The organism is Evtepia sp., from assembly GCF_034090835.1.
GTDB lineage: Bacteria > Bacillota > Clostridia > Oscillospirales > Oscillospiraceae > Evtepia.
In genome coordinates this window covers 43655-56940 of sequence record NZ_JAXDRS010000019.1, presented here as the reverse complement: position 1 = coordinate 56940, position 13286 = coordinate 43655, and the positions used below count along the sequence as shown (strand labels likewise).

The window sequence follows — 13286 nt, the reverse complement described above, 5'->3', positions numbered from 1 at the left end:
GGCCCCATGGAAGAAAAAAGTTTCCGGCGGATGCTCACCGGCGCAGGGATCGTCATGCTGATTCTGGGGGCCCTGCTCATCTGGAAGGCCATCGTTGATGTGATCCCCGCCTCCAACCTCTACTACGGGAGTTTCTATCTCTTTGGCGGCGGGGTGATCGCCCTGATCGGTCTGGCTCTTCTGGTGGTCCCCCGGAGAAAAAGGAGGAAACAGGCCAAAAAGGAGGAGACCCCGTGAAACAGGTGACCATTTATACCGACGGCGCCTGCTCCGGCAACCCCGGTCCCGGGGGCTGGGGCGCGGTCCTCTTTTACGGCAAGCATAAGAAAGAAATCTCCGGCGGGGAAGCCTCCACCACCAACAACCGGATGGAGCTCACCGCTGTCATCAGGGCCTTGTCCCTTTTGAAGGAGCCCTGCCAGGTGGACCTGTACTCCGACTCCAAATATGTGATCGACGCCCTGGAAAAGGGCTGGGCCTGGGGCTGGAAAAAGCGGGGCTGGGTGAAAAGCGATAAGAAACCCGCTCTGAATCCCGACTTATGGGACCAGCTGCTGGCGCTCACCCAGGTCCATTCCCTCACCTACCACTGGGTGAAGGGCCATGCGGAGAACCCCTATAACAACCGCTGCGACGAGATGGCCGTGGCGGAGAGCCGAAAGTGGAAAGGCTGACCAACTGTGAAGCAAACCCCCTTTGCCCTGTAGGACAAAGGGGGTTTTGAAAGGAATGAAACCATGAAGAAACCCACCATTCTCTTTGACCTGGACGGCACCCTGCTGCCCATGGATCAGGATGTCTTTACGAAAGGATACTTCCAGCTGCTGGCCGGAAAGTTACAGGAGCACGGGTATGATCCCCATACTTTGGCCGAGCATATCTGGACCGGCATTGGCGCCATGGTGCAGAACGACGGCAGCCGCACCAACGAGGAGGCCTTCTGGGCTGCTTTTACTAAGATCTACGGGGAGAAGGTCCGGGAAGACCAGGCGATCTTTGAGCGCTTTTACCGGGAGGACTTTCAGAAGGCCCAGGCCTTCTGCGGTTTTAATCCCCAGGCCAGGGAGACCGTGACCGCCCTGAAAGCCCAGGGGTATCCGGTGGCTCTGGCTACCAACCCCATTTTCCCCTCCATCGCCACAGAGAGCCGCATCCGCTGGGCGGGGCTGGAGCCGGAGGATTTCCTCTTCTACACCACCTATGAAAATAGCCGGTTCAGCAAACCCAATCCGGAGTACTACCGGTCTCTCACCCACCGGCTGGACAGCCCGGCAGAGGCCTGCGTTATGGTGGGCAACGACGTGGATGAAGATATGGTGGCCAGAACTGTGGGCATGGAGGTCTTTCTCCTCACCGATTGCCTCATTAACCGTGGGGAGAAGGATCTCTCCCCTTATCCCCACGGGGGATACGCCGATCTGATGCGCTATCTGGAGGGCCGGAAGTAAGGGTCCTGTGGAAGAAAAAAGGGGGATGGTTTCCCCAAAATCAGAAAAAATGTGGGAAAAATCCCCGGAAATCCGGGAAATTCATCCCTATGAGATCCACTTTTCCACATCTTCCACAGAGAAATCCACATGGAGTGCCGTGCTGATCCCCAGGCCCAGCACCCGGGAGAGCAGCTGCACTTCGCTGTCAATGCTTCGAGGGGTCACGAACCACTCTGCTCCCTCCCGGCGAAAGACCGACAGGTCAAAATCCTGGATGCCCCCTGCTTCCAGCAGGTCCATACAAAGGGTGGCGGCGTCCACCACCGTGGGGATCCCAATGGCGATCACCGGGATGCCCAGGGTATCCCGGTCCAGGGCCAGGCGGGCGTTGCCCACCCCCGACCCGGGGACGATGCCCCGGTTGGAGACCTGAATGGTGCGGCAGACCCGCTCCTGCTGCCGGGCGGCCAGGGCGTCCACCGCCACCAGACAGACCGGCTGTATGGTTTTGACCACTCCCGCCAGCACTTCGCCGCTCTCCATTCCGGTGGTGCCTGCCACCCCTGCGGCCAGCGCGGCCACCGGCCGCAGGCCGGAGAGAGAGGGCTCTGTGGTTCTGGTCAGATGGCGGGTGACCAAAAGGGAGTCCGTGGTCTTGGGCCCTAAGGCGTCGGGGGTGATGCTCCGGTTGCCCAGGCCCGCCACCAGTACCGGACCGGTCTCCGGCAGGGTGCCCAGCTGTTCCAGCATGGCGGCCACCCCCCGGGCTGCCTCTAAAATCTCCTCCCGCTCCCGGGGGAGATGGGGAAGGGTAAGGGTGAGATAGGTGCCGACCGGTTTTCCCAGGGCCGCTTCCCCCTCCGGCGTGAGAATGTCCACCCGGGTCAGGGGGAACCCGAAGAGGGTGGACTCCTCCGCTTTCACCCCGGGAAGGGGAGACAGTTCCCCGGCGGAAGCCTCCGCCAGCTCCTTGGCCTCCAGGGCCAGATCGATCTTTCTGCGGTACGTCATGGCGCCCTCCCTGATAAAAACCACCATATCTGGTGGAAGAATAACCTTTGCGCCACTATTTTTAGCATTGGGCAAAAAAATATGTAAAAATTCGAATTTTTCCAGAAAAAAGGTTGCAATTTTCATTTGCTTGTGCTAAAATACATTCTCGCACAGAACTTTTGTGACTTTATGACAAGAATCGGAGGAGGTGTTTGGTTTGCCGAATATCAAGTCTGCAAAGAAGCGTGTTCTGGTCAATCAGACAAAGGCCGCAAGAAACAAGGCCGCAAAGTCCGCACTCAAGACTCAGCTGAAGTATTTTGACGCTGCTATCAACGAAGGCAACCGCAGCGAGGCCGATAAGAGATACAAGGAAGCAGTCAAGGCTGTGGATCAGGCTGCTGCCCGTGGCCTGCTGCATAAGAATACCGCAGCAAACCGTAAGAGCAAGATGACTCTGCGGCTGAACAAGATCCCCCAGTAATGATCCTGTATGCAAAAAACCGTCTGACAATTTCAGACGGTTTTTTTCTATCCTTTTATTGTAGAATAAGGAGACACGTATGAACTTTCAGCCTCTTTCCTGGCCCCAGCGGCGGCAGCTCTGGGCCCGCCTGCTGATCCGTCTGCTGATCTTTCTGGCCATTGTTTTGTTTTTGTTCCTGGCGGGGGGCCTGTCCTGTCCCTGACCATGCCCTTTTTGCTGGCCCTGCTGCCCACGGCGGTGGCTGATCTGGTCCATGACCTGTCGGACCGGCTGCTGCTGTGGCTGAAAGACTTTGCCTATGGGCTGGTCCCCCAGACCGCCTCGGCCGCCCGGAGCATCTCCTCCTTTGTGCTGGCCTTTCTGTTTTTCCTCATGGCCTGGTACTTTACCGCCGCAGACTATCCCCATATTAAGGAGAGCGTGGCCCGCCGGATCCCGGAGCCTATGGCCCGGGTGGCCCACCAGCTGCGCCGGGCCTTTTCCGCCGCCTTTGGGGGCTACCTGAAGGCGGAGGCCCTGATCTCTCTGGGGGTCATGGTGATCCTGCTGGTGGGATTTCTGGTGATCGGCCAGCCGTACAGCATTCTCCTGGCGGTGCTGCTGGGTGTGATGGACTTTATCCCCATCATCGGCGCAGGAACTGCCATGGTGCCCTGGGCGGCGGCCCTCATTCTCCTGGGAAAATGGCAGCAGGCGGTGCCGCTGCTGGTGATCTGGGGGATCATCTGCCTGTTCCGCCGGTTTATGGAGCCCAAGGTGGTGGGCGACCAGACGGGACTGCACCCCTTGCTGTCCCTGCTGGCCATCTATGTGGGCATGAAACTGGGGGGCGTCCTGGGCATGATCCTGGGCCCGGTGCTTCTCATCATGGTCCGCAACCTCTGGCAGGCGGGGATGTTCCGGGAGACGGTGGGCGACCTGGCCATGGCCGGGGAGGACTTTACCGCCTTGCTGCGAAAGACACCCCGGAAAGGACCCAAAAATTAAAAAATTCTCCACGACGACGTCACGAAATTTTCATAAATTATGGGTATACTGACCCCTGTAAAAAACAAGAACCCATGCAGCAGGAACCAGATCCGCCGGAAGGAGAACCCAGGCGGCCCTCCTGCGAAGCGGAGCACAGGAGGCATTCACCATGGACTACTACAACAACGACAATCAATGGAACCATGATCCCTTCTCTCCCCAACCGGGGCAGGAGGGTCCGGACTTTCCCGGCGGACCTAAGAAGAAGGAGCGGAAGCCCATGAGCCGCAAGACCAAGCACGCCTTGAAGATCGTTGCGGTCTGTCTGGTCTGTGTGCTGGCCGGTGCGTCCATCCATCCTCTGGCCAGCGTGATGGGGGGGAAGAACGAGACCACCCTGTACGCCGGCAGCCGGGAACCCACCCAGCTGAACGTGACGGAAGTGAACACGGAGAAGGAGATGACCACGGAAGAGATCTACGGGGCCTACTCCGCCTCCTGCGTGGGCATCACGGTGGATATCGTGAGCACCAATATCTTTGGCCAGACCGTCACCGGCGCCGCCGCCGGTTCCGGCTTCGTCATTACGGAAAACGGCTACATCCTCACCAACTACCATGTTATTGAAGGGGCCAACTCCATCACCGTCACCTTTGTGGACGGCAAGCAGTACCCCGCCACTGTGGTGGGCGGCGAGGCGGAAAACGACATCGCCGTCATTAAGATCGAGGCCACCGGCCTGAAGCCTGTGGTCATTGGCAAGTCCAGCGACATGCTGGTGGGCGAGCAGGTCACCACCATCGGCAACCCCCTGGGCGAACTGACCTTCTCCCAGACTGCCGGCATCATCTCCGCCCTGAACCGTACCGTGACCATGAGCAACGGCCAGCAGATGAACATGATCCAGACCGACTGCGCCATCAACTCTGGCAACTCCGGCGGCCCTCTCTTTAACAGCCACGGGGAAGTGATCGGCATCGTCTCGGCCAAGCTCTCCTCCAACGGGTCCTCTTCCTCCGCCTCTGTGGAGGGTCTGGGCTTCGCCATCCCCATGGACGACGTGGCAAGCATGGTGTCCGACCTGGTGAACAAGGGATACGTCACCGGCAAGCCTGTGATGGGCGTCATCATGGAGGACGTGGACCAGCAGGTGCAGGCCTATGGCATCCCCGCCGGTGTTCTGGTGGGGAAGGTGAGCGAGGGTATGCCCGCTGCCAAGGCCGGCCTCAAGGACGGAGACATCATCACCAAGATCGACGATACGGAGGTCAAGAGCCGGACCGAGCTGGCCGCTGCCGTGGACCAGCACAAGCCGGGAGATCAGGTGACCCTCACCGTGTATCGCAGCGGGGAGACCCTCACCGTCAAGGTGACTCTGGAAGAGTCCACCCCCGAAACCGAAGCCAAACAGGAAGAAGATCGTAAGGCATATCAAGAACAGCGGCAACAGCAGCAGCAACAGCAGCAGCAAGGCAGCGGCGGTTGGTCTTACAACTTCGGATATTAAGCATAGAGAAATCGATCAAACAAGAAGGGAAAGCATGCCTGCTTTCCGGAAAACCGGCTGCTCCCATGAGGATCAGCCGGTTTTTCCCTGGGGCGACCGTCCCGGCCTTGACACTATGGTGTTTTCGGGTATAATTGAACTATTACGGAAGTGTATAGAAAACCATAGAAAAAGAGAGTCTTGCCGGGTTTTGTCCCGACCAAAAAAATATAAGATCGCCGGGGCATCCGGCGAAGGAGGAGTTTTGTCATGCTTTCCAATTCCGAAAAGACCATGGATAAAGTAGTTGCCCTGTGCAAGGGACGCGGCTTTGTGTTCCCGGGCAGCGAGATCTATGGCGGTCTGGCCAACACCTGGGATTACGGCCCCCTGGGCGTGGAGCTGAAGAACAACGTGAAGAAGGCCTGGTGGAAGAAGTTCGTGCAGGAGAACCCCTACAACGTGGGCCTGGACGCCGCCATCCTCATGAACCCCCAGGTGTGGGTGGCCTCCGGTCACGTGGGCGGCTTCTCCGACCCTCTCATGGACTGCAAGGAGTGTAAAGAGCGGTTCCGCGCCGACAAGGTCATCGAGGCCTGGTGCGAGGAAAACGGCTTTGACCTGGGCAAGTCCGTGGACGCTCTGAGCCAGGCCGAGATGAAGGAATTTGTGGAAGAGCACAACATTCCCTGCCCCACCTGCGGCAAGCACAACTGGACCGATATCCGTCAGTTCAACCTGATGTTCAAGACTTTCCAGGGCGTCACCGAGGACGCAAAGAACACCGTCTATCTCCGTCCCGAGACCGCCCAGGGTATCTTCGTGAACTTCCAGAACGTTCAGCGGACCACCCGGAAGAAGCTCCCCTTCGGCGTGTGCCAGGTGGGCAAGTCCTTCCGCAACGAGATCACCCCCGGCAACTTCACCTTCCGTACCCGTGAGTTTGAGCAGATGGAACTGGAGTTCTTCTGCAAGCCCGGCACCGAGCTGGAGTGGTTCGGCTACTGGAAGGACTTCTGTCACAAGTGGCTCCAGGAGCTGGGCATGAAGGACGAGAACCTGCGCATGAGAGACCATGAGCCCGAAGAGCTCTCCCACTATTCCAACGCCACCACCGACTTTGAGTTCCTCTTCCCCTTCGGCTGGGGCGAGCTGTGGGGCGTTGCTTCCCGCACCAACTACGACCTGAACGCGCACCAGACCACCTCCGGCAAGGATCAGACCTATTTCGATCAGGAAGCTGGCGAGCACTACATCCCCTTCGTCATTGAGCCCTCCCTGGGCGCTGACCGTGTGACCCTGGCCTTCCTGGTGGACGCCTACGACGAGGAAGTGGTGGGCCAGGACAAGAAGGGCGTGGACGACGTGCGTACCGTGCTGCGTCTGCATCCTGCGCTGGCTCCCTTCAAGTGCGCTGTGCTCCCCCTGAGCAAGAAGCTGGCTGAGCCCGCTCTGAAGATCCAGGAAGAGCTGTCCAAGCACTTCATGGTGGACTACGACGAGGCCGGCTCCATCGGCAAGCGGTATCGCCGCCAGGACGAGATCGGTACCCCCTTCTGCATCACCGTGGACTTTGACACCGTGGGCGACGGGGAGAAGGAAGCCGATCACTGCGTCACCGTCCGTGACCGTGACACCATGGAGCAGATCCGTCTGCCCATCGACCAGCTGAAGGACTACATTCAGGAGAAGGTGTCCTTCTAAGCACCCACTGAAAGAGACCAAGCCCTGCCCCGCCGGGACAACCGGCGGGGCAGGACCACAGCCATGGATGCCGCGGCCTCTTTCCCTGCCGCCGGTATCCCGCCAAAGGGAGAGCAGTGCACCCCTTGGAGGGTCCCTCTCTTCCCATGAGGACCATTCTTATGCATACCCATTCCAAAAAGAACATGGACAAAACACAGGAGGGAAAGGCACAAGGCCTTTCCTTTGGTTATTGTATGGCCCATGCCCGCCTGTACAGCCGGGACGTGCCCGGCATCCTGCCCTATCTCTACATCATCCCCTTCTTCCTGGCCTATCTGGTCCTGGACTTCACCCTGCGCTTCACCTACCGGGGCGTGGGGATGGTGGGGGTCACATATCTTCCTGCCAACCTCTTCACCCTGGGCTGGGCCCTGGTGTTTGCCGGGTTGGTGTTTTTCCTTCCGAAAGCCCCCCGCTGGTTTGTCCGGTGCGTCCCGCTGGTGACCTTTGTCACCATCGCCGTGACCCACAGCGGTTTTATGAGCGTGTTCAGCCAGTTCTTCTCCTTCTCCGTGCTCATCTTCGGGGGAACGGGGAGCTTCGTGGACAGCTCTTACATCCACATCGACTGGAAGGTGGTGGCCGGCGCCACCATCACCGTCCTTCTCATGATGACCTCCGGACGCCTCCTAAAGGTCATCCCCCCGAAACCGGTGAAGAAATCGGTGCTCACCGGTGTGCTGGCTTTTCTGGTGGGGGTGGGCCTGGTGATCTTTACCCACTTCCACTTCTTCCTCAAGATGGACACGGTGATCTGGCTCAACGACGCAGAGGACGTACCCGCTGCCACCTACCAGGAGTTCAGCGACACCACCAACTGCCTGAAACTCTGCGGCCTGTACCAGTACACCGTCCGGGACCTGTGGATCTTACTCTTCCCCACCGGCTCCATGACCGACAGCCAGCGGGAGCAGGTGGACCAGTATGTGGCCGACTATGAGGCCGCCCAGACCGACAACGACTACAGCGGGATGTTCCAGGGGAAAAACCTCATCATGGTCCAGCTGGAGGCCATTGATACCTGGATGCTGGACCCGGCCTACATGCCCAATCTGGCGGCCCTGAAGGAGCAGAGCATCTGCTTTGAGAACCACTATACTCCGGCCTATATCACCGCCAGCACCTTTAACACCGAGTTTATGACCAACACCTCTCTGCTCCCCGCCCGGGGAGGGATCCCCACCTCCGTGTATACCCGGGACGATTTCTCTTACTCTATCGCCAACCTCTTCCGAAAGGCGGGGTACACGGCCAACACCTTCCACAACAGCGACGGAGATGTGTACAACCGGGGAGAGGTCCATCCCAACCTGGGCTATGAGCGCTACGTGGGGGGCAGCGAACTGGGGATGGAGAACCCGGAGTTTGACCGGTATCTCATGAACGGCTTTGACCAGATGGTCCAGGGCGACCCCTTCTACTCCTTCGTCATCACCTACTCCGCCCACGGCTACTACGGGGACGAGCGGGCGGTCTACCAGGCCCACGCCGACCGGGCCAAGGCCGCCGCCAGGCACACGGAGGGCAACTGCGTCTACGCCATTGGCGGGGCCATGGAGACCGACGACTTCATCGGGGCACTCATGGCTGAGCTGGAGGCCAGCGGCCACCTGGACGACACGGTGCTGGTCTTTTACGCCGACCATTACAACTACTACATGATGGACGACGACCTGTGCATGAAGCTCAAAGGCGCAGATAACATGAACCTCATCCGCCACACGGACTTCTTTATCTGGTCCAAGGATACCAAGCCCACCCAGGTGGAGAAAGTCACCTCCAGCCTGGACGTGCTGCCCACCCTTGCCAACCTCTTCGGCCTGGACACCACCGGCGCATTCTTCGCCGGGCACGACGGCCTGGGGGACCAGGGGGGCTATGTGTTCTTCTCCGACGGCAGCTGGTACGACGGCAAGACCTACTGGGACAGCGCCAGCGGGCAGAAGGGCGACCCCGCCCGCACCCAGGAGATCAATCAGATCATGGCCATGAGCAACTGGGTCCTGGCCGGAAACTACTATGACCGCTGAGGCGGCCCAACAACAGCAGAACAAGGAGCGTATCTATGAAATCCTTTTCCCATAAACGACCCGTCTCCCCCTGGCTGACCTTTGGTCTACTGGTGGTGGTGACGGTGGTGTACAGCGGGTTTTCCCTGGCCCTGGCGGGGCAGGGGGAAAACGCCCTGGGGAGCCATCCCCTGATCTTTCTTCTGAACACCCTGCCGGTGTTTCTCTGCCTGCTGCTTCTGTGGCTGGCCACAGGGCAGGCCTGGATCGCCAGTCTGGTGACCGGGGCGGTCCTCTTCCTTCTCACCGGAGGCAACTACTTCAAGATCCTCTTCCGGGACGACCCCCTTCTCTGGGACGACCTGCGTCGGATTCGGGAGGGCCTGAAAATGTCCGGCCAGTATGAGGTGTCCCTGACCCCTCTCATGATCCTCTGGATCGTGGTGATCGTGGCCGTCACCGTGCTGCTCTTCTTCCTGGGGAAGGGCCGGCCCAAGCTGCCGGTCCGTCTGGTCTCCCTGGGGGCGGCGGCGGTGGTGCTGGTGGTCTGCTTCTGGAAGGTCTTTCCCAACGACCTGCTCTACACCCGGATGGCCGGGGAGACCAGCAAGAACCAGACCCAGGCCTATATGACCTGCGGGGTGGTCTATCCCTTCCTCCACAGCATGGAGGGGAACACGGAGGGGTACGACGAGGCAGCCGGCAAGGCCATCATGGACCGGTATCAGGACGCCGACATCCCCCAGGACAAGAAGGTGAGCATCATCTCCATGCAGATGGAGGCCTTTGCCGACTTCTCCCAGTACAACATCGACGGCCTGTCCCCGGAGGTCTACCGGGACTTCCATGACCTGCAGGAGCAGAGCTATTCCGGTACCCTGGTCACCGACATCTTTGCCGGGGGCACCGCAGAGACCGAGTGGGCGGTGATCACCGGGGGCAACAAACACGGGGACTTTCTGGAAAAGACCGACTCGGTGGCCTGGTACCTCCGGGACCAGGGCTATGTGGCCAACGGGTCCCACCCCTGCCGGGACTGGTTCTATGACCGGAAGCACGCCAACCCCAACCTGGGTCTGGAGGATTACCTCTTTACAGACAACTACTACAACCGCTACACCCAGGATGACGTGGTCTACGACAACGTCTACTTCCCCGACCTGGAGGAGCGGCTCACAGAATACTTTGACACCAACGATGCCCCTCTGTTCTCCTTTAACGTGACCTACCAGGGCCACGGCCCCTACGAGACGGAGTTCACCTACTGGGGCAACAGCTACTGCACCGGGGACTACCCCACGGAAGTGGACAACGCCCTGAACAACTACTTCTACTCCATCCAGGACACCAGCCATTACCTGAAGGAATTCACCCAGTATCTGAACAGCCGGGAGGAGCCGGTGGTGCTGGTGCTCTTCGGGGACCACAAGCCCTGGATGGGCAACCAGGGGGCCTATTACGAGACCCTGGGCATCAACCTGGACACCTCCACGGAGGAGGGCTTCCGAAACTATTACGAGACCTGGTACATGATCTGGGCCAACGATTCGGCCAAGGAGACCCTGGGCAATGACTTCCAGGGCCAGGGCCCGGATCTCTCCCCCTGCTTCCTGATGAACGAGGTCTTTGGGCTCTGCGGCTGGGAGGGCTCGGCTTACATGCAGGCCCAGCGGGAAGTGGCCCAGGCTCTGCCGGTACTTCACACCACCGGATGGGTGATGGAAAACGGGGCGCTGACCCAGACCCCGTCGGCTGCCGCCCAGGCCCTCATGGACCAGTTCCAGAACGTATCCGCCTATGACCGGAACCGGTATTCCTGAGGGATTTGACATGAGAGGGAAAAAAAGAAAGTTTTCCTTCTATTTTCTGTTTCAAAATGACGGATTTCCATTGAAATTTCTGAAAAGCCTCCCTTATCTCTTGAGATAGGGGAGGTTTTGTGATACACTTTAATATGTATAGTTATTTGCATTTTTCCTTTTCCTCCCAAAAAATGGAGGGGAGGGAGAGAGGCAGAAATTTTCCCAAACGAGGACCAACCATGAAATATCAGCAGTGGAATATCACACATCGACCAGAGGAGGCCTATAAGGCCATGCGAAAACAGGGGATCCCTACCCTGGTCGCATCCACCCTCTGCGCCCGGGAGATTACCTGCCTGGATGAGGCCAGGATGCTGCTCTCCAGCGGAGAGGATCAGCTCCAGGACCCCTTTCTCATGAAAGATATGGACCTGGCTGTGGCCAGAATTGGGCGGGCCCTGCGCAACGGAGAAAAGATCGCGGTCTACGGCGACTACGACGTGGACGGCATCACTTCCACCTGCCTTTTGACCCACTACCTGCGCAGCCAGGGGGGAGAGGTGATCTACTACATCCCCAACCGGCTGGAGGAGGGATACGGGGTCAACAACCAGGCGCTGGATCAGCTGGCCCAGGAGGGCGTGAAGCTGATCATTACCGTGGACTGCGGGATCACCGCCGTGGAAGAGGTTCGGTACGCCGCCGGTTTGGGTCTGGATATGATCATCACCGACCACCATGAGTGCAAGGAGGAGCTCCCCGCCGCCCTGGCGGTGGTGGACCCCCGTCGGAAAGACTGCCCCTATCCCTTTAAAGAGCTGGCCGGCGTGGGCGTGGCCCTGAAGCTGGTCATGGCCCTGGGCGGTCCCGCCCGGTATCGGGCCCTCTTCCATGAGTATGCAGACCTCACCGCCGTGGGTACGGTGGCGGACGTAATGCAGCTTCTGGGGGAGAACCGCACCATTGTCCGGGTGGGTCTGAACCACCTGAAAAAAACCAAGCGGCGGGGGCTGTACGCCCTCATGCTGGAGGCAGGCACCCTGAACCGGGCCATCACCTCCACCACCGTGGGGTATTGTCTCTCCCCCCGGATCAACGCCGCCGGCCGGATGGGCCGGGCGGCCATGGCCGCCGAGCTCATCCTCACAGAGGATACCAGCCGGGCCGAACTCTTGGCCCACGAGCTGTGCGAGCTCAACCGCCAGCGTCAGGCGGTGGAGCTGTCCATCTTTAACCAGTGCCTGGACCAGCTGTCCGGGCGGAAGCAGTACGACTGCCTGGTGCTGGCAGATAAGACCTGGCACCAGGGGGTGGTGGGCATTGTGGCCTCCCGCCTGAGCGAACAGTTCGCCTGCCCCGTGTTCATGATCTGCCTGCAGGAGGACGGCAAGGGCAAGGGTTCCTGCCGGTCTTACGGCGGGTTTAACCTGTTCTGCGCCCTGGACCAGTGCTCCGACCTGCTGGAAGGGTACGGAGGCCATATGCTGGCCGCAGGCTTCTCCATCAAGGAGGAGAACATCCCCGCCTTCCGGGAGAGAATGCAGGAGATCGTCCGGGCCAATACCGGCGGGGAGGAGATGGTCTCCACCCTGCAAATCGACGGAGAGATCGAAAACGCCTCCATCCTCACCGTGGAGGAAGTGGAAGCCCTGTCCATGCTGGAGCCCTACGGGGCGGGCAACCCCAAGCCGGTGTTCTCCCTGTCCGGGGTGACGGTGACCTGCCTGTCCGACGTGGGCGGCGGCCGCCACCTGAAGATGCGGGCCAGCCGGGACGGCCGGACGGTGGATATGATCTTCTTTTCCGTGACCCGGGCCCAGTCGGGCCTTTCCGTGGGGGACAAGGCGGATGTGGCCTTCTATCCCCAGATCAACGAGTACCGGGGGTCCCGGACGGTGCAGCTCCACCTGGTGGACCTGCGCCCCTCCTACTCCACCAAGCAGCTCAGCGAGCAGGAGCTCTACCGCCGGTTCTGCCGGGGCGAGCGGATCACCCCCTGGGAGGCCCGCTCCATGATCCCCCGCCGGGATGAGTTTGCCGCCGTGTGGCGTTATCTGGCCCGGCGCAACGGGGAAGTGGCCGATACCCCCATCCGTCTGGCGCGAAAAGTGGCCCACGAGGAGGACCTTTGGGAGTCCACCCTGCGGACCATGATCTGCCTGGACGTGCTGGAGCAGTTCGGCCTGGTGAAGATCTGGCAGGAGGAGAACCATATCATCCGGGTCCGCCTGCAAAAACGAAAGGAGCGGGGCAAGGTCGCCCTGTTCCAGGCCCCCATCATCCAGCGGCTCCAGGCCATCGCCTGGGAGGAGGATGGGTCGATGAACCGCAGCAGCGCCAGTTCCTGAGAGAGGCGGCCGTTCC

The 13286-nt window shown here is 60.0% G+C and carries 12 protein-coding genes; 11 read left to right on the top strand and 1 reads right to left on the bottom strand.

Annotated elements, in window-relative coordinates:
- Positions 1 to 6 precede the first annotated feature (6 nt).
- The 3 genes from SOR61_RS03750 (at position 7) to SOR61_RS03740 (ending at position 1448) form a co-directional block, all read left to right on the top strand.
- Entirely contained in the window at positions 7 to 237 is a 231-nt protein-coding gene (locus tag SOR61_RS03750) for a hypothetical protein (protein ID WP_320611353.1), read from the top strand.
- The gene (gene rnhA / locus SOR61_RS03745) at positions 234 to 674 is read left to right on the top strand and encodes a ribonuclease HI (protein ID WP_320611352.1); all 441 of its coding nucleotides are present in this window, start codon (positions 234 to 236) and stop codon (positions 672 to 674) included. The genes SOR61_RS03750 and rnhA overlap by 4 nt, the downstream gene beginning before the upstream one ends.
- A 63-nt stretch (positions 675 to 737) precedes the next feature.
- Positions 738 to 1448 carry an HAD family hydrolase gene (locus SOR61_RS03740; RefSeq protein ID WP_320611351.1) on the top strand — a complete coding sequence of 237 codons (711 nt, stop codon included), beginning with the start codon at positions 738 to 740 and terminating at the stop codon, positions 1446 to 1448.
- A gap of 87 nt (positions 1449 to 1535) precedes the next feature.
- Here the strand turns inward: SOR61_RS03740 and gpr are convergent, their stop codons facing one another.
- Positions 1536 to 2441 (bottom strand): GPR endopeptidase, encoded by a 906-nt coding sequence (gene gpr / locus SOR61_RS03735; protein ID WP_320611350.1) that lies wholly within the window; start codon positions 2439 to 2441, stop codon positions 1536 to 1538.
- Between the two features lie 199 nt (positions 2442 to 2640).
- Here gpr and rpsT point away from each other — a divergent pair, with 199 nt between their 5' ends.
- The 8 genes from rpsT (at position 2641) to recJ (ending at position 13270) form a co-directional block, all read left to right on the top strand.
- Positions 2641 to 2907 (top strand): 30S ribosomal protein S20, encoded by a 267-nt coding sequence (rpsT, locus tag SOR61_RS03730; RefSeq protein WP_320611349.1) that lies wholly within the window; start codon positions 2641 to 2643, stop codon positions 2905 to 2907.
- Between the two features lie 79 nt (positions 2908 to 2986).
- A complete protein-coding gene (locus SOR61_RS03725) occupies positions 2987 to 3112 on the top strand; it encodes a hypothetical protein (protein ID WP_320611348.1) in 126 nt (41 codons plus the stop codon).
- Positions 3113 to 3114: 2 nt separating this feature from the next.
- The gene (locus SOR61_RS03720; protein WP_320611347.1) at positions 3115 to 3897 is read left to right on the top strand and encodes an AI-2E family transporter; all 783 of its coding nucleotides are present in this window, start codon (positions 3115 to 3117) and stop codon (positions 3895 to 3897) included.
- A 151-nt stretch (positions 3898 to 4048) separates the two neighbouring features.
- The gene (locus SOR61_RS03715; protein WP_320611346.1) at positions 4049 to 5386 is read left to right on the top strand and encodes a trypsin-like peptidase domain-containing protein; all 1338 of its coding nucleotides are present in this window, start codon (positions 4049 to 4051) and stop codon (positions 5384 to 5386) included.
- A gap of 249 nt (positions 5387 to 5635) precedes the next feature.
- Positions 5636 to 7069 (top strand): glycine--tRNA ligase, encoded by a 1434-nt coding sequence (locus SOR61_RS03710; protein ID WP_320611345.1) that lies wholly within the window; start codon positions 5636 to 5638, stop codon positions 7067 to 7069.
- 161 nt (positions 7070 to 7230) lie between these two features.
- A complete protein-coding gene (locus tag SOR61_RS03705) occupies positions 7231 to 9141 on the top strand; it encodes a sulfatase-like hydrolase/transferase (protein ID WP_320611344.1) in 1911 nt (636 codons plus the stop codon).
- Positions 9142 to 9176: 35 nt separating this feature from the next.
- Positions 9177 to 10940: an LTA synthase family protein gene (locus SOR61_RS03700; protein ID WP_320611343.1), complete on the top strand. Its 1764-nt coding sequence runs from the start codon at positions 9177 to 9179 to the stop codon at positions 10938 to 10940.
- Positions 10941 to 11161: 221 nt separating this feature from the next.
- The gene (gene recJ / locus SOR61_RS03695) at positions 11162 to 13270 is read left to right on the top strand and encodes a single-stranded-DNA-specific exonuclease RecJ (RefSeq protein WP_320611342.1); all 2109 of its coding nucleotides are present in this window, start codon (positions 11162 to 11164) and stop codon (positions 13268 to 13270) included.
- The last annotated feature ends 16 nt before the right edge of the window (positions 13271 to 13286 follow it).